At 66.7% G+C, this 21,630-nt stretch carries 14 protein-coding genes, 1 tRNA gene, 2 pseudogenes and 1 other annotated feature; of the genes and pseudogenes, 13 read left to right on the top strand and 4 right to left on the bottom strand.

The window, feature by feature from the left end; genetic code table 11:
- The first annotated feature begins 133 nt into the window (after positions 1 to 133).
- From FL625_RS02180 to FL625_RS02165, 4 genes are read left to right on the top strand one after another with little or no spacing between them, the layout of a single operon-like run.
- A complete protein-coding gene (locus FL625_RS02180) occupies positions 134 to 511 on the top strand; it encodes a response regulator transcription factor (protein WP_149586981.1) in 378 nt (125 codons plus the stop codon).
- A complete protein-coding gene (locus tag FL625_RS02175) occupies positions 508 to 771 on the top strand; it encodes a hypothetical protein (protein WP_149586980.1) in 264 nt (87 codons plus the stop codon). The genes FL625_RS02180 and FL625_RS02175 overlap by 4 nt, the downstream gene beginning before the upstream one ends.
- Position 772: 1 nt before the next feature.
- Positions 773 to 3,457 carry an ATP-binding protein gene (locus FL625_RS02170; protein ID WP_149586979.1) on the top strand — a complete coding sequence of 895 codons (2,685 nt, stop codon included), beginning with the start codon at positions 773 to 775 and terminating at the stop codon, positions 3,455 to 3,457.
- A 54-nt stretch (positions 3,458 to 3,511) separates the two neighbouring features.
- A complete protein-coding gene (locus FL625_RS02165; protein ID WP_149586978.1) occupies positions 3,512 to 4,495 on the top strand; it encodes a FliM/FliN family flagellar motor switch protein in 984 nt (327 codons plus the stop codon).
- 23 nt (positions 4,496 to 4,518) lie between these two features.
- Here the strand turns inward: FL625_RS02165 and FL625_RS02160 are convergent, their stop codons facing one another.
- The gene (locus FL625_RS02160; protein ID WP_149586977.1) at positions 4,519 to 4,944 is read right to left on the bottom strand and encodes a protein tyrosine phosphatase family protein; all 426 of its coding nucleotides are present in this window, start codon (positions 4,942 to 4,944) and stop codon (positions 4,519 to 4,521) included.
- Between the two features lie 136 nt (positions 4,945 to 5,080).
- On the opposite strand from FL625_RS02160, the gene FL625_RS02155 reads away from it, so the two are divergent.
- Positions 5,081 to 5,413, top strand: coding sequence for a TraR/DksA family transcriptional regulator (locus tag FL625_RS02155; protein WP_149586976.1), 333 nt, complete (start codon positions 5,081 to 5,083; stop codon positions 5,411 to 5,413).
- Complete coding sequence (locus FL625_RS02150) at positions 5,410 to 5,604, top strand: hypothetical protein (protein ID WP_149586975.1); 195 nt, start codon at positions 5,410 to 5,412, stop codon at positions 5,602 to 5,604. The genes FL625_RS02155 and FL625_RS02150 overlap by 4 nt, the downstream gene beginning before the upstream one ends.
- Before the next feature lie 45 nt (positions 5,605 to 5,649).
- Here the strand turns inward: FL625_RS02150 and FL625_RS02145 are convergent, their stop codons facing one another.
- On the bottom strand, positions 5,650 to 5,865 hold the full coding sequence (locus tag FL625_RS02145; protein WP_149586974.1) for a hypothetical protein: 216 nt from the start codon (positions 5,863 to 5,865) through the stop codon (positions 5,650 to 5,652).
- 144 nt (positions 5,866 to 6,009) lie between these two features.
- Here FL625_RS02145 and FL625_RS02140 point away from each other — a divergent pair, with 144 nt between their 5' ends.
- A complete protein-coding gene (locus tag FL625_RS02140) occupies positions 6,010 to 6,264 on the top strand; it encodes a DUF2312 domain-containing protein (RefSeq protein WP_149586973.1) in 255 nt (84 codons plus the stop codon).
- Here the strand turns inward: FL625_RS02140 and FL625_RS02135 are convergent, their stop codons facing one another.
- Positions 6,265 to 7,137 (bottom strand): hypothetical protein, encoded by an 873-nt coding sequence (locus FL625_RS02135; RefSeq protein WP_149586972.1) that lies wholly within the window; start codon positions 7,135 to 7,137, stop codon positions 6,265 to 6,267. It abuts the gene before it with no gap.
- A gap of 99 nt (positions 7,138 to 7,236) precedes the next feature.
- Between FL625_RS02135 and FL625_RS02130 the strand changes: the two genes are divergently transcribed.
- The 3 genes and pseudogenes from FL625_RS02130 to FL625_RS18635 all read left to right on the top strand — a co-directional run.
- Positions 7,237 to 8,895 (top strand): ABC transporter permease, encoded by a 1,659-nt coding sequence (locus FL625_RS02130; RefSeq protein WP_149586971.1) that lies wholly within the window; start codon positions 7,237 to 7,239, stop codon positions 8,893 to 8,895.
- Between the two features lie 42 nt (positions 8,896 to 8,937).
- Positions 8,938 to 9,013 (top strand) — tRNA-Thr (locus FL625_RS02125).
- A gap of 43 nt (positions 9,014 to 9,056) precedes the next feature.
- Positions 9,057 to 9,167: pseudogene (locus FL625_RS18635) on the top strand (DUF6538 domain-containing protein); the annotation flags it as partial.
- Here the strand turns inward: FL625_RS18635 and FL625_RS02120 are convergent.
- Positions 9,125 to 10,461: pseudogene (locus FL625_RS02120) on the bottom strand (IS3 family transposase). The pseudogenes FL625_RS18635 and FL625_RS02120 sit on opposite strands and share 43 nt — an antisense overlap.
- Positions 10,022 to 10,179, bottom strand: a sequence feature (AL1L pseudoknot). Its footprint overlaps the pseudogene before it by 158 nt.
- Positions 10,462 to 10,905: 444 nt before the next feature.
- Between FL625_RS02120 and FL625_RS02115 the strand changes: the two are divergent.
- The 3 genes from FL625_RS02115 (at position 10,906) to FL625_RS02105 (ending at position 21,604) form a co-directional block, all read left to right on the top strand.
- Entirely contained in the window at positions 10,906 to 11,148 is a 243-nt protein-coding gene (locus FL625_RS02115; protein ID WP_149586970.1) for a hypothetical protein, read from the top strand.
- A 96-nt stretch (positions 11,149 to 11,244) separates the two neighbouring features.
- Entirely contained in the window at positions 11,245 to 18,015 is a 6,771-nt protein-coding gene (locus FL625_RS02110; RefSeq protein ID WP_354001244.1) for a DUF7507 domain-containing protein, read from the top strand.
- 10 nt (positions 18,016 to 18,025) lie between these two features.
- Entirely contained in the window at positions 18,026 to 21,604 is a 3,579-nt protein-coding gene (locus tag FL625_RS02105; RefSeq protein ID WP_149586968.1) for a transporter, read from the top strand.
- The last annotated feature ends 26 nt before the right edge of the window (positions 21,605 to 21,630 follow it).

Raw genomic sequence — 21,630 nt, 5'->3', positions numbered from 1 at the left:
GCGGCGCCTGACGGGTGGTCGGGCTGCGAGGAGTGCCGCAGGCATCGACGAGCGTCGCCCTCAGGCTTTGACACGGGCCGCGGTTTGCGCCGATAGTGGGGTAGGGCGGCAGAAGACCGACCGGGGGGAACCATTGGCCGCGCATGTCCTTCTGATCGAGGACGAACCGAACATCGCCGAGGCGATCCGCTTCCTGCTGACCCGCGACGGGTTGCGCGTCAGCCATGCCGGCGAGGGCGCCGCGGCGCTGGTGCTGGCCCGGCAGGACCCGCCGGATCTGGTGATCCTCGACCACATGCTGCCCGGCATGTCGGGGCTCGAGGTGCTGGCCAGCCTCCGCGCCGATCCGGCCAGCAGGACGACCCCGGTGATCATGCTCACCGCCCGCGGCCGCGACCGCGAGGTGGCCGAACAGGCGGGCGCCGACCGCTTCATGACCAAGCCCTTCTCGAACGCCGAGATCCTGGCCGAGGTTCGCGCGATGCTGGCCCAGTCCGGGCGCACCCCGTGACGCGCCGCCCGAAGCAGCCCCTGTTCCTCGCGCGGGCGCCCTACCGCCGCCGCCGCCTGCGCGATGCCGCGCGGCTTCTGCCCGTCCTCGGCCTGTTCCTGCTCCTCTTGCCGCTCCTCTGGGCCCCGGACTCCCGCATGGCGCTGGAATCCGGCGACGTGATCTATTTCTTCGTGGTCTGGCTGGGCCTTGTCCTCCTGGCCGCGGCCTTCGCGCCGGGGCTGCGCGGTGGCGAGGGGGCAGAGGAGGACGAGGACTGAGATGCCCTTCAATCTTCTCGTCCTGTCCTGCCTCCTTTACGTCGTCTTACTTTTTGCCGTCGCCTTTCTTGTCGAGCGCAGGGCCGCGCGCGGGCGGCTCGGCTGGCTGCGCTCGCCGCTGGTCTATACGCTCTCGCTGTCGATCTACTGCACGGCCTGGACCTTCTACGGCGCGGTCGGTTATGCCGCGCGCTCGGGGCTGGAGTTCCTGACGATCTACTTCGGCCCGACGCTCGTGTTCATCGGCTGGTGGTGGCTCCTGCGCAAGCTGGTGCGGATCGGACGGCAGCACCATGTCACCTCGATCGCCGACCTGATCTCGTCGCGCTACGGCAAGTCGAACGGGCTCGGGGTGATCGTCACGGTCATCATGGTCGTGGCGGCCACGCCTTACATCGCGCTGCAACTGCAGTCGGTGGTCCTGGCCTTCGGCGTCTTTGCCGCCACCGAGCCCGGCGGCTCGCGCCCGCTCGACCCCGGGCAGATCGCGGTCTGGGTGGCGGTGGGGCTGGCGCTCTTCACCATCCTCTTCGGCACCCGCAACCTCGATGCGCGCGAACAGCACCACGGCATCGTCACCGCGATTGCGGTCGAGGCGGTGGTCAAGCTCGTGGCGCTGCTTGCGGTGGGCAGTTTCGTGGTCTGGGGCATCGCGGGCGGGATTGCGGACGTGATCGCCCGGATCGACGCCGCCGACCTGGCCGCCTGGCAGGTCCAGCCGGGGCGCTGGACGGGCCTGATCTTCCTCTCGGCCGCCGCCGTGATCTGCCTCCCGCGCATGTTCCAGGTCATGGTGGTGGAGAACGAGGACGAGGGCCACCTCGCCCGCGCCAGCTGGGCCTTCCCTCTGTATCTTATGGCTATGAGCCTGTTCATCGTGCCCATCGCGGTGGTCGGCCTCGAACGCCTGCCCGAGGGCGCGAACCCCGACATGTTCGTCCTGACCCTGCCCCTGGCCGAAGGGCAGGGCGCCCTGGCGATGTTCGCCTTTCTTGGCGGCTTTTCCTCGGCCACCTCGATGGTGATCGTGGAATCGATCGCGCTGGCCACGATGATCTCGAACCACGTCATGATCCCGCTCTGGCTGCGGCTGCGCCCCAAGGCGGGGGCGGGGGACGACCTGCGCCAGGTGGTGCTGATGGCGCGGCGGATCGCCATCGGGGCGGTGCTGGCGCTCGGCTATGCCTATTACCACGTCTCGGGCGGTTCGGCCGCGCTTGCCGCCATCGGGCTGATCGCCTTCCTGGGCGTGGCGCAGGTGCTGCCGGCAATGATCGGCGGCATCTTCTGGCGCGGGGCCACCCGCACCGGGGCCATCCTCGGCCTCGTCACCGGTTTCGTGGTCTGGGCCTATACCTCCTTCCTGCCCTCCTTCGGACCGGGCGCCGCCCTCTCGGCCCAGGTCTTTGCCGAAGGCGCTTTCGGCCTCTCCTGGCTGCGCCCGCATGCGCTGTTCGGGACCGAGGCGATGGACCCGATGATCCACGCGCTCTTCTGGTCGCTGACGCTGAACACCATCGCCTTCTGCATCGGTTCGCTTCTCACCTTCCCCGGGCCGGTAGAGCGGTTGCAGGGCGCTGCCTTCGTCAACGTCTTCGAGGGATCGGTCGGCCCGCAACGCTGGGCGCGCGGGCAGGTGGAACCCGAGGCGCTCCTGACCATGGCCCAGCGCATCCTGGGCGAGGACGCCGCCCTGGCGCTGTTCCAGGAGGCGGCGCGGGCACAGGGCAAGGATGGCTTCCTGCCGGACCCGACGCCCGCTTTCCTCGATGGCCTGGAATCGCGGCTGTCCGGCTCGGTCGGTGCGGCGACGGCGCATGCGATGATCAGCCAGCTGGTCGGCCGCGCCACGGTGACGGTCGAGGACCTGATGGCGGTGGCCTCGGAATCCGCCCAGCTTCTGGAATATTCCGCCCGGCTCGAGGCGCGCGAGGCGGAACTCACCCGCACCGCCGGCGCCCTGCGCGAGGCGAACGAGAAGCTGACCCAGCTGTCCCTGCAGAAGGACGCCTTCCTCAGCCAGATCAGCCATGAGCTGCGCACGCCGATGACCTCGATCCGCGCCTTCTCCGAGATCCTGACCGAGGGCGACCTGCCGCCGGAAACCGTGGTGCGCTACGGCCAGATCATCCATGACGAGGCCAAGCGGCTGACGCGGCTGCTGGACGATCTTCTGGACCTGTCGGTGCTGGAGAATGGCACCGTGCAGCTGAATGTCGGACTGGCAAGCCTGCAGGGCATGATCGATACCGCGCTGACCGCGGCGCGGGCAACGCGGCCGGAGCGCGAGTTCCTGGTGATCCGCGACCTGCCGTCCGAGGCGATCTACCTCAAGACCGACGCCGACCGGCTGACCCAGGTCTTCATCAACCTGATCTCCAACGCCCGGAAATACTGCGACGCGCCCCGGCCGGAACTGCGCATCGTCGTCCGGCAACGGGGCGGCCGGGTCACGGTGGATTTCATCGACAACGGCAAGGGAATCCCCAAGGACGCCCAGCGGCTGATCTTCGAGAAATTCGCCCGGCTGACCGACGCGAACCGCGCCGGCGGGGCGGGCCTTGGCCTTGCGATCTGCCGCGAGATCATGACCAATCTCGGCGGATCGGTCGCCTATCTGCCGGGGCAGGGCGGGGCGGCCTTCCGTGTGACGGTGCCGCTCCGGCTGGAAGCCCAGGCCGCTTAACCTTTCTGCAAGGATGCCCGGTCTAGGCTCTGGCCTCACGAGGGACAGGCCGCCATGACCGATGTGATCCGCCGCAAGATCGACCGTGCCCGCCCGGCGGTGGCGGAAGGCGCCCCGGGGGCGGACCGGGGCTGGCGGCTGGCCCTTGCCCGCGCCACGCGCGACGCCATGGGGCTGGACCTCGACATCCGCGCGCTGACCATTTCACGCTTCAGCCTGGCCGAAATCCTGGAAACCGTGCCGGATCGCGCGCTTCTGGCGCTTCTGGATGGGCCGCAGGGCGGGCTTGGGGTCATCATGCTCTCGCCGATGGTGACCGCATCCCTGATCGAGATGCAGACGCTTGGCCGCCTCTCGTCGCAGGCGCCGGCCCCGCGACGTCCCAGCCGGATCGATGCTGCAATGGTCGCCGGCGTGATCGACCGGGCGCTCGCCGGGCTGGACGACACTTTGGCCGAGGAAGCGGACCTGTCCTGGGCCGGGGGGTTCCGCTATGCCTCCTGGCTGGAGGATGCGCGCCCGCTCGCCCTGATGCTGGAGGAGGAAACCTACCGTGTCCTGACCGCCGAGGTCGCGATGGGCCCTCTGGGTCGGCAGGGGCAGGTGATCCTGGTCCTGCCTGACCTGGGTCGGGGTCATCGGCCCGTCCAGCCGGCCGACGACAGGGAAGCAGCGGCGCCCCAGTTCACCCAGGAGCTGGCGACACAGGTGCTTCAGGCGGATTGCCGACTGGATGCCGTGTTAGGCCGTTTGCGGCTGCCCCTGCACCGGATCATGGCGCTGGCGGTCGGGGAAACCCTGGTATTGCCCTCGGCGGCACTGGATGCCGTCTCGCTCGAAACCCTGGAAGGGCGGCGCGTCGCCGGGGCGCGGCTTGGCCAGCATCGCGGCATGCGGGCGCTGAAGCTGAACGAGACCCAAGCCGTGCCCCAAGTGCCGCGGCCTGCACCGGCACCCGCCGCAAGTCCGGTGGCGTCCGCGGATTCGGCCGCGCCGGGGCAGCCGGCTGCCGGCCCCGAACTGCGGGCGGCGGGCTGATGCGGGCGCCGGCCCCGGCGCGATCACCCCCTGGAAAGCGCCTCGATCTGCGGCCGCAGGTGATCCAGCTGATAGCCAAAGCGCGCAGGCAGGCCCACCAGTTCGTCCACCGGGCGCTTGCCGGCATTGGCCAGCGCCCAGACGATCGAGGACCGGTTTCCGCTGGCGCAATAGGCAAAGACCGGCCCCGGCGAGGCGGCGATCGCCGCAGCCTGGGCCTTGACGTTGTCCATCGTCAGCGCCCCGCCGATCACCGGGTTGGCCACGAAGACCAGCCCCAGCGCCTCGGCGGCGCGGCGCATCTCGGCGGTATGGAGGTGCGGCGGGATCTCGCCGTCCGGGCGGTTGTCGATGACCGTGACATAGCCCGCCGCCTTGATCGCCGGCAGGTCCGCAGGCTCGATCTGGGGCGAGACGGCATAGTCGGGGGTGATCGCGCGGATGTCCATGGCTCTCTCCACTCCTGGGGCTGGCAGGCGCCCCGACCATAGCCAGCCCCGGCGCAAAGCGAAAGCGCCGTTGACCTGGGTCAAGGACATCCGGGCCGGGACCGCCTATCCTTCATCCTGCAAGAAGGAGGATGCGATGCAGGCTCAGGCCCCGAAACCGATTTCCGTCCGCAAGGCCGCGCTCAGGCAACGGCTGGTCGAACTTGGCGCCCGGCTCGAGGCGATCGAGGAAGAGCTCGATTCGCATCACAACCCCGACTGGGAGGATCTGGCCACCGAACGCGAGGGCGACGAGGTGCTGGAAGCCACCGGCCAGGCAGGACTTGCCGAAATCTCGCAGATCCGTGCCGCGCTTCGCCGGATCGAGGACGGGAGCTACGGGTTCTGCGTCCGCTGTGGCGAACCCATCGCCGAGGCGCGGCTCGACGCCCTTCCGTGGACCCCCCTTTGCAGGAGTTGTGCCCAATGACCGCCCGCAAACCCGCCGACCTGATCCGCGAAGAAGCCGAGCTCGTGGCCGCTGGGATCGCTGTCCAGCAGCAGGGGCTCGAACTTCTCCTGGCCGAAATGCGTGCCCTGGCCGCCCTGATGCCGGGCGAAGATTCGCGCCTGCCCACCGACGCCGAGATCGAGGCCGGCTTCGACAACATGCCGGTCTGAGGCCGGGTCCGGTCACCCCGGCGACCGCGGCTCCGGGGGTGCGCCTCAGCCCAGCAGGATCCCGGCGATCACCGCCGCAAGCCCCAGCGCCGACACGCCGACCGCCGCCAGGTTCAGCGTGACCACCCGCTGCAAGGCAGCGCGCATCGCCGCGTCGTCCAGCCCCGCCCGGCGCGCCCTGGTCGCGGCCAGGATACAATAGCCCAGCCCCGCGACCCCCAGAAGTGTCAGCGCCGCCCCTGCCCAGATCAGACCCTGCATGCCTGTCCCCTTCCTTGTATCCGCGCTAGCTAGCCGCATCCCGCCGGTCGCGCAAGCAAGGCGCGCGCCGGCGCCGATCGCGCCTTGAACCCCGGGGCCGGGGCAGGGTAGGAACGCCCGACCCATCCCGACCCGGAGAGACCCATGGCCGACGCGACCGATCCCTATGCCGTCACCGCCGACGAGCTGCGCCAGTTCATCGAACGCTACGAGCAGCTGGAAGCCGAAAAGAAGGACGTGACCGAGCAGCAGAAGGAGCTGATGGCCGAGGCCAAGGGGCGTGGCTACGACACCAAGGTAATGCGCAAGCTGATCGCGCTGCGCAAGCGCAAGCCTGACGAACTGGCCGAGGAAGAAGCCGTGCTGGAGGTCTACAAGTCCGCCCTTGGCATGGCGTGATCAGGCCTCCAGAAGCCGCACCCCCGGCATCTGGGCGATGCGTTCGACATCGGCCAGATAGGCCTGGGTCAGCTCTTCGACCAGTTCTCCGGTCCAGCCCGGGATCTCGATCGGCATTTCGATCTGCTCGGGCCGGCCGAACTTTTCGAGGAAGGCCGTGACGATCCGGCGGCGCTGCGAAACGGACTGCGGCGGATGCTCGCGGCAGTAGGCGTGAAAGCGCGCCAGACCGATGTCGGTCAGCAAGAGGCCCAGAAGCTCGTCGGCATCCTCCAGCACCGTGCCGGTCGCGTGCCCCGAGACCACCGCCAGCACCTCGGGCCAGATCAGCGGCGTGTCCTCGTCGCACCAGACCGTCAGCGGCACGCCGGGGTTGTGATCCAGGATCCCGCGCACCGCCCGTGACCAGCGCAGGGTCAGCGGATCGACGCCATCCAGAATGTCCTCGTGCCCCTTCTGCCGGGCGCGCGCGCGCAGGTCGGGCAGGAAGGTCGCGGGGTTGCGGATCGCCAGGCAGAACTCTGCCTCGATGTCCGGGAAGATCCGGGTGAAGGCGCGCAGCCTCTCGCCGCCCTGGGCGTACAGGCCGCCCGACAAGGCATAGGCAGGAAAGCTGAGGAAGCTGCTCCAGGACAGGATCAGCCGGTCGGCGGCGGGCTCGTCCATGATCTGGTCGAGGATCATCGCCTCGGTCTCCTCCGAGGCGGCCGCACCCCGAAGCTGTGTCGCCGTGTCCCGCAAAAGCTTGCGATACCGGGTGGGGGCGGGCACCACGATTCCCTGTTCGGCCAACCTGGCCCGGTTCTTCAGAAGGCAGCGGACCAGCCGGTCGTCATCGGTGCAATGGGCACCAAGGTGGTAGACAATGCGCATCGGTCCTGACTTTGCGGCGCGGGCAACCCTCGCCCGACGGCGCGACTATACGGGCTTTTCTGGACAGTTAAACCGCTTTCCTGTAACCGCCACATCAGGATGTCCGACCGTTTCGCTCAACTTGACTTTCGCCGCTTCCGGCTGGTCCCGGACCGCTGGACGCTGGGCGCGCTTGCCATTGCGGCGATCGTGCTGGCGCCGATCCTCTCGATCCTGTGGCTGGCGCTGACGGCCACCGGCAACATCTGGCCGCATCTGATGGCGACGGTGCTCCCGCGCTATCTGGGCACGACGCTGGTGCTGATGGCCGGCGTCGCCGTCCTGACCGCTGCGATGGGGACCGGCGCGGCCTGGCTGGTCAGCCAGTACCGCTTTCCGGGCCGCGACTGGCTTGCGCATGCGCTGCTGTTTCCCCTGGCCATCCCGGCCTTCGTGGCGGCCTATGCGCTGGTGGACCTGACGGACTATGCCGGCCCGGTCCAGTCGGCCCTGCGCGCGACCTTCGGCTGGACCTCGGCACGCGACTACTGGTTTCCGCAGATGCGCTCGCTGCCCGGCGCGATCCTGGTCCTGTCCTTTGCGTTGTATCCCTATGTCTACCTTCTCGCCCGCGCGGCCTACCGCGAACAGTCGGGCCGCGCCTACGAGGTTGCGCGCTCGCTGGGCTGCGGGCCCTGGGGGCTGTTCCTGCGGCTCGGCTGGCCGCTGGCCCGCCCGGCGATCGCGGCCGGGGTGGCGCTGGCGCTGATGGAGACGGTGGCCGACTACGGCACTGTCCTGCATTTCGGCGTGCAGACCCTGACCACGGGGGTGTTCTCGACCTGGCTCAACGGCGGCAATGCCGGGGGGGCAGCGCAGATCGCTCTGGTGATTCTGGCCTTGATCCTGCTTCTGGTCGGACTCGAGCGGGCAGGGCGCGGTGGCGCCCGGTTCCACCGGCTTGGCCGGGCAGCCCAGAGCGTCGAACCCCATCCGATCGCCGGTCGCAAGCGCTGGTACGCGACGATCCTGTGCCTGATCCCGTTCGCCGGAGGCTTCGTGCTGCCCGTCACGGTTATGCTGGTCCATGCCGCAGCCGCGCCCGCGGGCTGGCTGGCGCCGGGCCTGTTCGAGGCGCTGCGGAACACGCTGGTCGTTGCCGGCCTCGCGGCGCTGGCCACGGTGTCGGCGGCGGTGTTCCTCGTCTATGCGCTGCGCATGAAGGGCTCGCGCGGGGCGCAATGGCTCTTGCCCCTGACCTTGATCGGCTATGCCGCGCCGGGGGCGGTGCTGGCGCTGGGACTGCTTCTGCCGCTGGCGGCACTGGACCACCGGCTGGCCGACGGGATCCTGGCACTGACCGGCTGGGACCCGGGGCTGATGATCACCGGTACCGCCTTTGCCCTTGGCCTGGCCTACATGGTGCGTTTCTTCGGCATCGCGCAGGGTGCGGTCGATGCGGCCTTCGGGCGCGTCTCGCCAAGCCTGGCCATGGCCGCCCGTTCGCTGGGCCGCTCGGCTGCCGGGACGCTGGGTGCGGTCTATCTGCCGCTGATCCGGGGGTCGGTCCTGACGGCGCTCCTGGTCGTCTTCGTCGATTGCGTGAAGGAACTGCCTGCGACACTCCTCTTGCGGCCGTTCAACTACAACACGCTTTCGACCCGCGTCTTCGAGCTTGCCAGCCTGGAACGCCTGTCCGAGGCAGCCCCGGCCGCGCTGTTGGTGATGGCGGTGGGGCTTGTCGCCGTCGCGATCCTGGCCCGGGACCAGCGGGACTGAACCCTTGCACCGCCCCGTCGTCGCCTGTATCTGAAGGGCGTGGCCCCTATAGCTCAGCTGGTAGAGCATCTGATTTGTAATCAGAGGGTCGGGGGTTCGAGTCCCTCTGGGGGCACCACGCCGTCAGTCAAGCCATTGAATAGCCTCAGCCTTATCGAAGGATGGAGCTGGCGCAGAACATGGCGGAGAAAAAGGCTGCACCGCACTTATTTGTGAAGGACGGCATCTACTACTTCTGCAGGCGCGTCCCGAATGACCTGCGGCACCACCTTGAACCGACCCGGGTTTGCCGGAGACTTAACTCTTTAAGTCGCGCGGCCATGGGTTCAGTTTCCAGAGTGACGCCGACGCTGGCCTCGACCTCTGCCGGCGGGATGTTCCCGATGGGCTCGAGGAGCCGTCGGTTGCTGAACCAGTCGACCCATTCCAGCGTTGCATAATCGACAACCTCGAGGCTGCGTCATGGGCCATGGCGGTGGATGACCTCTGCCTTGAACAGTCCATTGATCGTCTCGGCCAAGGCATTGTCATAACTGTCGCCGACGCTGCCGACCGAGGGTTCGATACCTGCGTCTGCGAGGCGTTCCGTGTAACGGATGGACAGATACTGGCTGCCCCTGTCGCTATGGTGAACCAGTCCCATGCCCTTTCCAGGGCGGCGATCATGCACCGCCTGTTCCAAGGCATCGAGGACGAAACCCGCATGGGCCGAAGTGCTGACCCGCCAGCCCACGATGTGTCGGGCATAGGCGTCGATGACGAAGCCTCTCCAGGTGGCGACATAGGTGAAGTCGCTGACCCACAGCCTGTTCGGCGCAGGCACCCGGAACTGGCGGTTCACCTTGTCCAGCGGGTACGGTGCCTTGTTGTCCGGGATCGTCCTCCGGTGCGGCTTTCCCCGGATAACACCCTGAATCCCCATGCTCTTCATCAGCCGCGCCACCCTGCATCGCGCGACATCGAAGCCCTCGCGGCAAAGCTGCCGCCAGATCTTCCGGACGCCATAGACCCGCCAGTTCTCTTCGAAGACCCGAAGGATCTCGGGGCGCAGGGCCTCGTCCCGGCGCGCATGATCCGACAGCCGCGCCGGATCGGCCCTCTTGGCCAGATGTTCATGATAGGTGGACGGGGCGATCGGCAGCACGCCGCAGATCGGCCTTCGCCATCGGGCTCGAACCGGTGGCGCCGCGATGGGTCAGACCCGTGCGCATCGCGATGCGCGTCGATGAAACCCACCATCACTTCGACCGGCGGTCGAGCTCCGCCATCGCAAAAAAATACGCTGAAGCCTTGCGAAGGATCTCGTTGGCCTGGCGCAACTCGTGGTTCTCCCGCTCGAGCGCCTTCATCCTCTCGGCCATCTCGGTCGGAATGCCCGCTCGCTTGCCACTATCCACCTCCGCCTTCTTCACCCACTCGTTCAGCGTCTGGGCAGAACAGCCGATCTTCGCGGAAATCGACACGATTGCCTGCCAGCGCGACCCATGCTGACCCACGCTATCGAACACCAGCCGCACTGCACGTTCACGCACTTCAGGGGTAAAACTCGTTCGTGGTATTGCTCATGATGCTCCATCCTGCTCAAGAGCCGGAGCCTCCGGCAAACCCGGAGCGGTTCATTACCACCCCTACCAGTTGTGTGGCTTGCCGGGCACATTCGGCAGATTTCGTGCGGAAATCCGAAGCGATCCGAGTTGTCCAGATGAAATAATCTTGATCGGCGCGTGACCTGTAATCCAAATGCGGGAAAAAATGGGGCTTCGGACATACTGCCCCTCAGCCGCAGTCCATGTGTCCTTTCCCTGCGAGGGCAACGTGTGTCCTGATGCACTGGGGGCGGCAAGCGGTCGGGAACCCATCACAACAAGGACGAGCCGAGGCGCGCTGAGAAGCGCCGTAGCCGCGAGTGTGGAGCGTGTTATGATTTCGAGTGACGGTGCAGTAGGCGAGCGCTTCAATCGGACGGATGCATCTCTCAGGTCCTGCAAGCCGCAGCGGCGTCTCGGAGCAGTGGTCGCCTTTCTGGCCATGCTGCTTGTGGCGAGTCTGGGCGCAAGCCAGGCAACTGCACAGGATCTGCTGGTTAACATCACGGACGCAGGGTCCGATCCGACGCCGGCAGGTGGCACCATCAGCTACACGGTGGCGGTGTCGAACAACGATTTCGTCACGTCTTCGCCCGCAACGACTCTGACGCTGACGGTCAATGCCGGAACGACGCTGACGAGTGCGACCGGAACGATCACGGGCTGAACGCCGGTTCCGGCTGCCGGCCCTGCGACGGTGACCTGTGCCGTGCCTCCCCTGGCGGCAGGCGCGTCGGCATCGCTGGTGGCGCTGGTACGGACAATGGCTTCGGGCCTCTACGACTTCGGCGCTTCCGTGCCGGTGCTTCCTGGAGATACCGACCCGGCAAACAACAGCTTGACAGAGTCAACCACGGTCACGGCCGGAGCGGACATGTCGTTGAGCCTCAGCGGGCCGATGACAGCTGCAGCGGGGTCTGTGATCTCCTACACTTTCGCGGCCACCAACAACGGCCCTGATCCGGTGTCGAATGTGGTGGTGCAGTTCCCTGTGCCGACCGGGATCATCAATGTCGTGCCGCCCGCCGGATGCGTTCTGAGCGGCAGCGTCTACAACTGCACCGTAGCTGGTCCCGTCGCCGTCGGAGCGAGCGTCCCCCTGATCTTCGAGGGGCAGATCTCGGCTGGGTCAGGGTCGACCATATCGGCTGTCGGGTCGGTTGGCGGCGGAACGCCTGTCGATCCGATTTCGACCAATAACAGTGCAACACTCAGCACGGCCGTGACTGCGGGCAGCGATCTGAGGATCACGAAGGCACGCAGCCCGTCGGGTTCCCTTCTGGTCGGAAATTCCGTGACCTTCACGCTGACCCCGACCTACACCGGGGACTCGCCCAGCGGCATCGTCGTGCGCGATACGATCCCGGCGAATTATTCCTTCACGCTTGCCAATGTCACGGCACCGGGCTGGACCTGCACGGTCACGGGCCAGGTACTCGAATGCACCCGGCCGAGCGGCAGCGGATCGGGTGCGAACGTGCCGCTCGGACCGATCACCATCGCCACGACCGTCGCCTCGTCGGGCAGCCCGACGAACACCGCCGAAATTTCGGCTGCCGGTCCGGTGGATCCGAATCCCGGCAACAATATCGCGACCGACGGCGGCGCGACCATTCTCGACCCGACCATCGACCTGCGGGCGAACAAGAGCGGGCCGGTTCCGCCGCTGGCCGTGGTTGGAAATACCTACAGCTTCTCGATCAGCACCTCGAACATCGGCAATGCCGCCTTCTTCGGCACGGTCGTGATGACCGACACCCTGCCCGCCGGCCTGGAGGTCACATCCTACGGCCTGAACGGATGGAGCTGTTCTCCCGCAGCGCCTGTCGTCGGGCCGGCATCCATCACCTGTACGCGCGACTACACGGCAGCGGCTCCATTGGCTGCCGGGGCGACGACGCCAGCGGTCGTCCTGACGACGCGGGTGACTGCGGCCGGGTCGATCGTGAACGGACTGGAAGTCGGTTCGCCGAACCCGAACCTGCCGGACCTGAACCTGCCGAACAACGTGATCACCTATGGTGTCACGGGCAGCGACCCGACCGACTCGGCCGATATCTCGGTGTCGAAATCGGCCAGCCTCGCGACGGTCCCTGCGGGCGAGGTGCAGACGTTTACCCTCGAGGTCAGGAATGCCGGACCGACGACATCAACCAATGTGACCCTGACCGACAACCTTCTGAGCCTCATCAACAGCGGTGTCGGGCCGACCGGATCGGGTCTGGTCAGCGTGGTTGCCACTCCGAACTCCGCGACCGGGCTCAGCTGTTCCTCGGCACCGTCGAGCGGGACCAGCCGGCTCCTGACCTGCACGATCGACAGCCTTCCGGTCTGCACGCCGGGCAGCACTTGCCCGGTGATCACGGTCCAGGTCCGCCCGGGTGGCGAGGCAGGAACGCGGAGCAATACGGCTTCGGCCATCTCTGGATCGACCGCCGATCCGAACCTGACCAACAACTCCGGCACCATTACCTACGGCGTCGAGGCGCGGGCGGATGTCACGGTCACCAAGGCCGACAGCGCCGATCCGGTCGCGGCGGGTCAGAACCTGACCTATGTCATCACTGCCCGGAACCCGGCCAATGGCCTGTCCTCGGCGGCGGGTGTGACGATCAGCGATACGTTGCCGTCTGATGTCACCTTCCTTTCGGCCAGTCCATCTTCGGGTAGCTGCACGACGGCACCTACGGCGGGAAGCACGACCGGTCCGGGCAACAACAGCCTCGTCTGCAACCTCGGCACCATCGCGAACGGCGCGCAGCAGACCGTGACCGTCGTCGTCCGGCCAAATCTCGCCACCCGCGGCACGACCTTGACGAACAGCGTCACCGTCTCGACCACGACCACCGAGACCGACACGACCAACAACAGCGCAACCCAGACCACGGCTGTCGGCAACCCGGCCATCGATCTTCTGATCAACAAGGACGACTCGGTCGATCCTCTGACGGTCGGAGACGACACGGTCTATTCGGTCACGGTGACGAACCTCGGCCCTTCGGCGGCGGAAAACGTTGTTGTCACGGACGACATGCCGCCGAGCCGGATCACCTACCGGTCGCATGTCGTGCCTGCGGACGGCTCCTGTGGCACCGTGCCGGCGGTGGATTCGCTCGGGCAGCAGCTGATCTGCAGCTTCCCCGTCATCCCGGCGGGCGATAGCCGGGTGATCCTGATCACCGGTCGCGGCGTCGCCAAGGGCAGCGCGCTCAACAGCGCACGCGTGGCTTCGGATGAAACCGCCCTGGGCTTCGAGACGAACACCGGGAACAACCTGGCGACCGAGACGACTTCGGTCCGCACCCGGGTCGATCTGGAAGTCGCCAGCAAGGTTGCGACGCCGGCCACCGTCAACCTGCGCGAGCCCTTCACCTTCCTTGTCACCGTGCGCAACAACACCGGACCGGGACGGGCGGAGGCGGATGACACCGTCGTTTCCGACAGCCTGCCGGCTGGTATGGAACTGACCGGGACGCCCACGGTCGCGGTGACTTCGGGCACGACGACGGCGTCGAGCTGCACCGGAGCCGCGGGCGCGACCTCGTTCACCTGCAGCCTCGGGACATTCAGCCTCGGCGGCGTGGTCGAGATCACGGTCCCCGTTCGCGTCGTGTCGGTCACCGCTGCGGGACAGGTCTTCACCAACACCGCGAGCGTCTCGACCAGTTCCTTCGACGAGGTTCCGGCCAACAACTCGAACTCGGGACCGGTGACGGTCAACTCCTCCTCGATTGCGGGCACGGTTTTCCGCGATTTCGCTGATGACGGGGCTCTGACCGCTGGCGACACCGGCATTTCCGGCGTCACGATGACGCTGACCGGAACCGCCTTCGATGGCACTCCGATCACGCGCACGGTCACGACCGGGCCGGGGGGAACCTACAGCTTCAGCCTGCTCCCCGCGGGCACCTACACGATCACGCAAGGCAGCATTTCCGAGGCCTACCTCACCGATGGACAGACGGCTGCGGGCAGCGTGGGCGGAACGGTTGCACCGACGGTGATTTCTGCCATCTCGCTGCCGGGTAACACGGCCGCCACCGGGTATCTGTTCCCGAAGATTCCCCAGGCCCGGGTTGCCATTGCCAAGACCGTGCAGGCAGGACCGACCATCAACGCCGATGGCAGTTTCTCGGTCACCTTCCGGCTGAACGTGCAGAATTTCAGCCTGGAGGCGCTGACCGCTGTCGAGGTGACCGATGCGCTTCAGGGGGCTGCGCCGCTGTTCGGCACCCATGTCGGCAGCACGCCGACCGCGCCGGGCACCTACACGATGGCCGCAGCCCCGACCGGAAGCTGCGGCGGCCTGAACGCCGCCTACAATGGCGCCGCGGACCAGGTTGTCGCCTCCGGCTTCGGCATGGCCGCGACCAGCACCTGCTTCATCGACCTGCAGCTGCGGGTGATGCCCAGCAATCCGCTGCCGCCCCTGCTGACCGGTGGTGCGCGTTATCTGAACCAGGCCGAGGTCGAAGCCACCGGTGCGATCTCCGGCCAGACCTCTGCCACGAACCCGCAACTGACCGATCTGTCGGACAACGGCACCAGCCCGGACCCCAATGGCAACGGACGGGGCAACGAGGCCGGTGAGAACGACCCGACGCCTGTGCCGCTGGACCTGACCGCGGGCATCCGGCTGGTGAGGTCGCTGTCGGCTCTGGCAGACACCAACGGCAGCGGTCGGGTCGATCCGGGTGACACAGCCACCTACAGTTTCGCAGTGACGAATACCGGGCAGCTTCTTCTGGCGAATGTCACGGTGACCGATCCGCTGGTCACCGTCTCGGGCGGGCCGATCACCCTCGCCGTTGGAGAAACGAACAGCACAGCCCTCACCGCAAGCTATGTGCTGACCCAGGCTGACATCGACCGGGGCTATGTCGAGAATACGGCCCTTGCGACGGGCGACGCGGTGGCCGCCGACGGCAGCCCGATCCTTGACGATCTCGGCAACCCGGTGACGGTCAGCGATGTCTCGGACAGCGGCACCGATGCCACGGGCGGGCCTGTGGTCAGCCCGGAAACCACGGAAACCCCGGATGGAACCGGCGGCACGGACGGAGATCCGACGAACGACCCGACCGTGATCGTCCTGTCGCAGACGCCGGGCATCGTGCTGGAAAAGCGGCTCGTTTCGCTGACCGACACGACGGGCGACGGCCTGATCGGGGCAGGGGATACCGCCGCCTATGCCTTCACGGTGACCAACACCGGTCTCGTGCGCCTGATCGACGTTACCGTGACGGACCCGCTGGTGACGATGTCCGGCGGCCCGATCAGCCTGGCCGTCGGGGCCAGCGACAGCACCAGCTTCACCGCGACCTATGTGATCACGCAGGCCGATGTGGACCGTGGCTTTGTCGACAATTCGGCCACGGTAACCGGGACTGCCGCGACCAGCGCGGGCGATCCGATCCTGGGACCCGGCGGCACGCCGATCACCGTGAGCGATGTGTCCGACACGGGTACCGCGCCGGACGGCAGCGCAGTGACCGACCCGGCGACGACCGAGACGCCTTCGGCCGGCGGTGTGACCGATGGCGATCCGACGAACGATCCGACCTCGTTCCCGCTGTCGCCGCAGGCGCGTATCCAGCTGGTCAAGCGGATTACCGGCACGACCGATGTCAATGGCAACGGCATCGTCGATCTGGGCGATATCGTGAACTACGTCTTCGAGGTGACTAACACCGGCAACGTCACTCTGGCCGGGATCACCGTGACCGACCCTATCGTGACTGTGACGGGCGGGCCGATCACGCTTGCACCCGGCGCATCTGATGGCACCACCTTCGCGGCAAGCTACACGATTGTCGCGGACGACATCACCCGGACCTATGTCCAGAACACGGCGACGGTAACCGGCAATGCCGTGACACTCGTCGGCGATCCGATCCTCGGGCCGGGAGGTAGCCCGCTGACGGCTACCGACATCTCGGACACCGGCACCGCCCCGGACGGCAGCACCGTGACCGATCCCGGCACGACGGAGACACCGGATGCGCTTGGCGGCACGGATGGCGATCCGACCAATGACCCCACGGTGATCCGCGTCGGCATTCCCGAGATCGAACTCGATATCGAGATTGCCGATATCCTTGACACCAACGGCAATGGCATCATCGATGCGGGCGACACGATCGTCTACACCTTCACGGTGACGAACACCGGCACAGTGCCGCTGACCGATGTCAACATGGACCCGGCATCGCTGAGCCTGCCGCTCGACCTTGTCTGCACGCCGATCTCCCTGGCGGTGGGCGAGACCCAGACCCTTGTCTGCACGGGCAACACCTATGTGATCACTGACGCGGATCAGGCGGCGGGAACCGTTACGCTCAGTGGGACCGCAACCGGGGACTCGCCGTCCGGTGTCGTGGTCTCGGATGATGACAGTGTGGTTTCGCCCGTCTTGGGCCTTGGCGGACTGGCGATCACCAAGACCGTCGATCGCAGCCGGGTCAATCCGGGCGAACTCGTGACCTACACGATCACGGTCAGCAACACCTCGGATACCTTGACGACCGTCACGAACATCGTCGATGTCCTCCCGTCCGGTTTCATCTACCAGGCCGGAACAGGTGCTCTGGACGGGGCAGCCGTCGAACCGGCAGTGTCGGGCCGTACTTTGACTTGGTCCGGGGTCAGCCTGCCGCCGGGCGGCAGTGCGGTGGTCACGCTTCAGGTCCTGGTCAGTGCGAGCGCCGGATCGGGTGATCACGACAACATCGCGCGCGCGATCAGCCCCACCACGGGGATTGCCGTGACAGCGGATGCCCGTGCGACGGTGCGCGTCATTGCCGACCCGGTCTTCGGTTGCTCGACCGTCATCGGGCGGGTCTTCGACGACCTCAATCAGGACGGCTACTACAACTACAACCCCGCCCCGGTCGAGGAAGGCGCTGCGATCACCGATCAGACCTACTACGCCGACAAGTACGAGACGCCGGCGGAGGACCAGGGCGGCCCGGATGCTGCAGAAGATGGTCCTGGCCCGGAACGCGGCATTCCCGGCGTCCGTCTGGTGGCTCCGAACGGACTTTCGGTGACAACCGACGCATTCGGCCGCTACAGCCTGCCCTGCGCGGCGCTGCCCGCTGCCGATATCGGGTCGAACTTCATGTTGAAGCTGGACACGCGGACGCTGCCCTCAGGCTACCGGCTGACGACCGAAAACCCGCGTGTGGTGCGTGTCACGCCCGGCATGATGACGAAGATGAACTTCGGGGCCACGATCAGCCGCGTGGTGCGGATCGACTTGTCGGATCGTGCCTTCGGCTCGGGTGACCAGGGCAGGGCGCCGCGTGCCGAGCTTGTCGACGGGCTCAAGGCCATGGTGGCCGAGATTGCCAGCACGCCGGCGATGCTGCGGATCAGCTATCAGCTGGCCGAGGGCGAAAGCGAGCGGCTTGCCAGGCAGCGTATGCGCGAAGTGGAGCGTTTGCTGCGGAAGTTGTGGCCAGCGAACGGTCGGTATCAGTTGAACGTGGAGACGGTGATCCAACGCCGTGCCACCAGGTCAGTGAACGAGTGAGGGCGCGGTGATGGAACTCAGGAACAGGTTCAAGGGCTTCGGTATCGCGCATCTTGCAGGCAGCACCGCACTGGCGATTGTTCTGGCGGGCGCGGCCATGGCGGAAGACCGGGTTCAGGGCTGCGTGCTGGTGGACGGTCGGATCCCTGCGGGCTGCTATCAGGCAAATGAAGGCCAGTTGGTTGTGCGGGAAACCGGCGCCAATACCGAGGCGGATGGAAGCTCGCCCGTCGGCGATCTGGGCTTTTCGATCTCCATCGATCCGGTCAGCCCCGGCGGGCCGCGGCAGAACATTGCCGGGGATCCCGTGGCCGTGGGCGATACCCGCGAGGTCGACCGCACGCTCGACGATCTGGGCATACAGCTGACCTACGATGGACTGGGGGCCAGGCCCAGACTGAACATCTCGACCGAGGACATGCGTCGCAGCTATGTCGCCGGCGATACCGTCACCTTCCGCGCCTCTTCCAACTATCCGGCCTGGATTGCACGGGCCGAGGTCCGGATCCGCGACCGTCAGGGCAAGGTGACGACCGTGCCGATCCAGCCGAACGGGACGGCAGAGTGGGTCATGCCCGCTGAGGGCGATGCGGATCTCGACTATGTCCTGCGGGTCTATGACGCACAGGGCCGCTATGACGAGACGGCTGCACTGCCCCTGAGACGGACGGAAACCCGGATGGACGACCCCGACCTTGACGGCCCGATCGTGGCCGCGGGCGAAGGCGAGGATCGGACCGCCCGGCGCCGGATTCCGGTGCGGGGCGGGGCCGTCACCATCTCGGGTCTCGACGTCCCGGCCGGCACCGAGATCAACGTGATGGGTGAGCCGGTCATTCTCGACGTCCGGCGCGGGTTCGTCATCCAGCGCATCCTGCCGCCGGGCACGCATGGGGTCCAGATCGGCGCCGGTGCCCGCAGCGAGACGCGCGACGTCACCATACCGGAGCGCGAGGTCTTCGCCACCGGGATCATCGACGTCACGATCGGCCGCGACCTCGTCAGTGACGAGACGTGGAACCGCGGGCGCATCTCGGGCTTCGTGGACGGAGTCACCGGGAACAGGACCCGGTTCACCGCCTCTGTCGATACCCGCGAGGACGAACTGAAGGATCTCTTCCGCGACTTCGGCCGCAAGCATCCCGACCAGATGCTGCGGGGCATCGAAGCCGACGAGGTCTGGGTCACCACCGGCGACGATTCCGTGGTCGAGGATCTGGCTCCGACCTCGGGCAAGTTCTTCGCCCGGATCGAACGGGACGGCAGCTATCTGCAGTGGGGCGATTTCAAGCCGGTCGGGGATCTTGACCGGATCGTCAGGTCGGACCGGACGCTCTATGGCCTGATTGGCGAATGGCAATCCGGCGAAACCATGCCGAACGGCGAACAGCGGCTGCGCTTCACCGGCTATGCTGCCCAGCCTGACAGTCTCGTCCAGCGCGACGTCTTCCGGGGCACCGGCGGCAGCGCATACTTCCTGTCGCGCCGCGACATCCAGGTCGGCAGCGAGACGCTGATCGTCGAGCTGCGCGACCCGGTCAGCAGCCGGGTCATCAGCGCGCGGCGCCTTGTCGAGGGGCGGGATTACCGCATCGATCACGTCCAGGGCGTGGTGATCCTGACCGCGCCCCTGATGCCCTCGTCCGGTGGCAGCGGGCTGATCACCGACCGTCCGCTGGGCGACTATGACGTCAACCTGGTGGTCCAGTATGAATACGTCCCGACCACCGGAGACGTCGACGGTCTTTCGGCCGGTGGCCGGGCCGAGGGCTGGGTGACGGACCAACTGCGCGTCGGCCTCTCTGCTGTGCGCGAAACGACCGGCATCGCCGATACCACGCTGATCGGAGCGGATGTCCTGTTCCGCTACAGTGAAGGCACGCATCTCGGCTTCGAAGTGGCCCGGAGCGAGGGCCCCGGCTTCGGGACGACCCTGTCGCTCAATGGCGGGCTCGAGATCGACCCGACCACGCCAAGCGCTGGCGTCGTTGGTGCCCCCGCCATGGGATACCGTTTCGAGGCGCGAGCCGATCTTGCCGATTTCGGCGGCAGGGGCTTCGTCTCGGCCTATTTCGACGACCGCGAGGCGGGGTTCTCCTCTCCCGACCTCGATATCGCCACGGCACAGACCACCTGGGGCTTTGACGGCGAGGTCGGTGTGGGTGAGCGGTTGGCGCTGACCTTCGGCGGTGACCGCTTCGAGAACGCTGCGGCGAAGGAACGGACAGACTTCCGGCTGGGCGTCGTCTACGACATGAACGAGCGTCTGACCCTGGAAGTGGAAGGCGAGGAAACCGACCGCACCAGCCCGGGCAGCACGCTGGCCGAAGACAACGGCAGTCGCACGGTCCTTGGCGCGAAGCTGACCTGGAAGCGGGATGACGACCTGTCGCTCTGGGTATTCGGGCAAGGCACCCTGCGCAGCGGTGGCGGTCTTGGCAACAATGACAGGTTGGGCGTCGGCGTCGAAACCCGCCTTTCCGACGCGCTGACATTCGCGGCCGAGGCATCGGATGGCACACTTGGGGCCGGTGGACGGGCCGAACTTGCCTGGGCTCCGAATGCAGATTCGACATACACGCTCGGCTACCGGCTTGATCCTCTCCGCATCCGGGAAAGCAGCACGGTGACCGGCACCGACAAGGGGACGCTGGTCTTCGGCGCACAGTCCCGGATCAATGACACCTGGTTCCACACGGCCGAACACAGCTATAGCGCCTTCGGGTCGGAACCGGCGCTGACGACGACCTATGGCGTGGCCTATACGCCATCGGAAACCTGGCGCTATGACCTTGGCCTTCTATCTGGCGAAAACACCGAAGCCGACGGCACGACGATCACCCGCCGCGGCCTCTCGCTCGGTGCCCGCTACTCTGGCGGCGAAGGTTACTCGGCCGGGCTCCGTGGCGAGTTCCGGGTCGAGGACAGCGACAATCCCGCCAGGGTCCAGGATCGCGACACTCTGCTCCTGTCAGGGTATTTCGAGCGCAAGACCAGCGATGACTGGCGCCTGATCGGCAACCTTGACGCGGTCCTTTCCGATGCCGACACCGACAACATCCGTGACGGTCGCTATGTCGAGCTCAAGCTTGGATATGCCTATCGTCCGGTCCGGAATGACCGGCTGAATGCGCTGTTCAGCTATACCTACCTCTACGACCTGCCGGGCGCGGATCAGGTGAATGTGGACGGCGATGCAAACGGGCCGAAGCAGCGCAGCCATATCCTGAACATGGCGCTGAGCTACGATCTGAACCAGCAGTTCACCCTGGGCGCCAAATACGGCTTCCGGTTCCGCGAGGAAGCGCCGCGCGGCTCGGATACTTTCGTCAGTTCGACCGCACATCTCGGCATCCTGCGGCTGGACTATCACATCGTGCACAACTGGGACATCATGGCCGAAGGCCGCGCCATCCTTTACCCCAAGGCCGACACGACCGATTTCGGCGCGCTTCTGGGCGTTTATCGCGATTTCGGTGACAGCCTCAGGCTTGGTGCGGGTTATGCCTGGGGGGGCGTCTCAGACGACCTGCGCAGTCTGGAAAAGGATCGCGAAGGCGTGTTCGTCAATCTCATCGGCAAGTTCTGACAAAGTCTGAACTGTCGACAGCCGGG

The organism is Tabrizicola flagellatus (genome assembly GCF_008271465.1).
Taxonomy (GTDB): Bacteria; Pseudomonadota; Alphaproteobacteria; order Rhodobacterales; family Rhodobacteraceae; genus Tabrizicola; species Tabrizicola flagellata.
The sequence above is the reverse complement of the archived record's forward strand: the minus strand, read 5'-3'. Positions and strand labels throughout refer to the sequence as shown.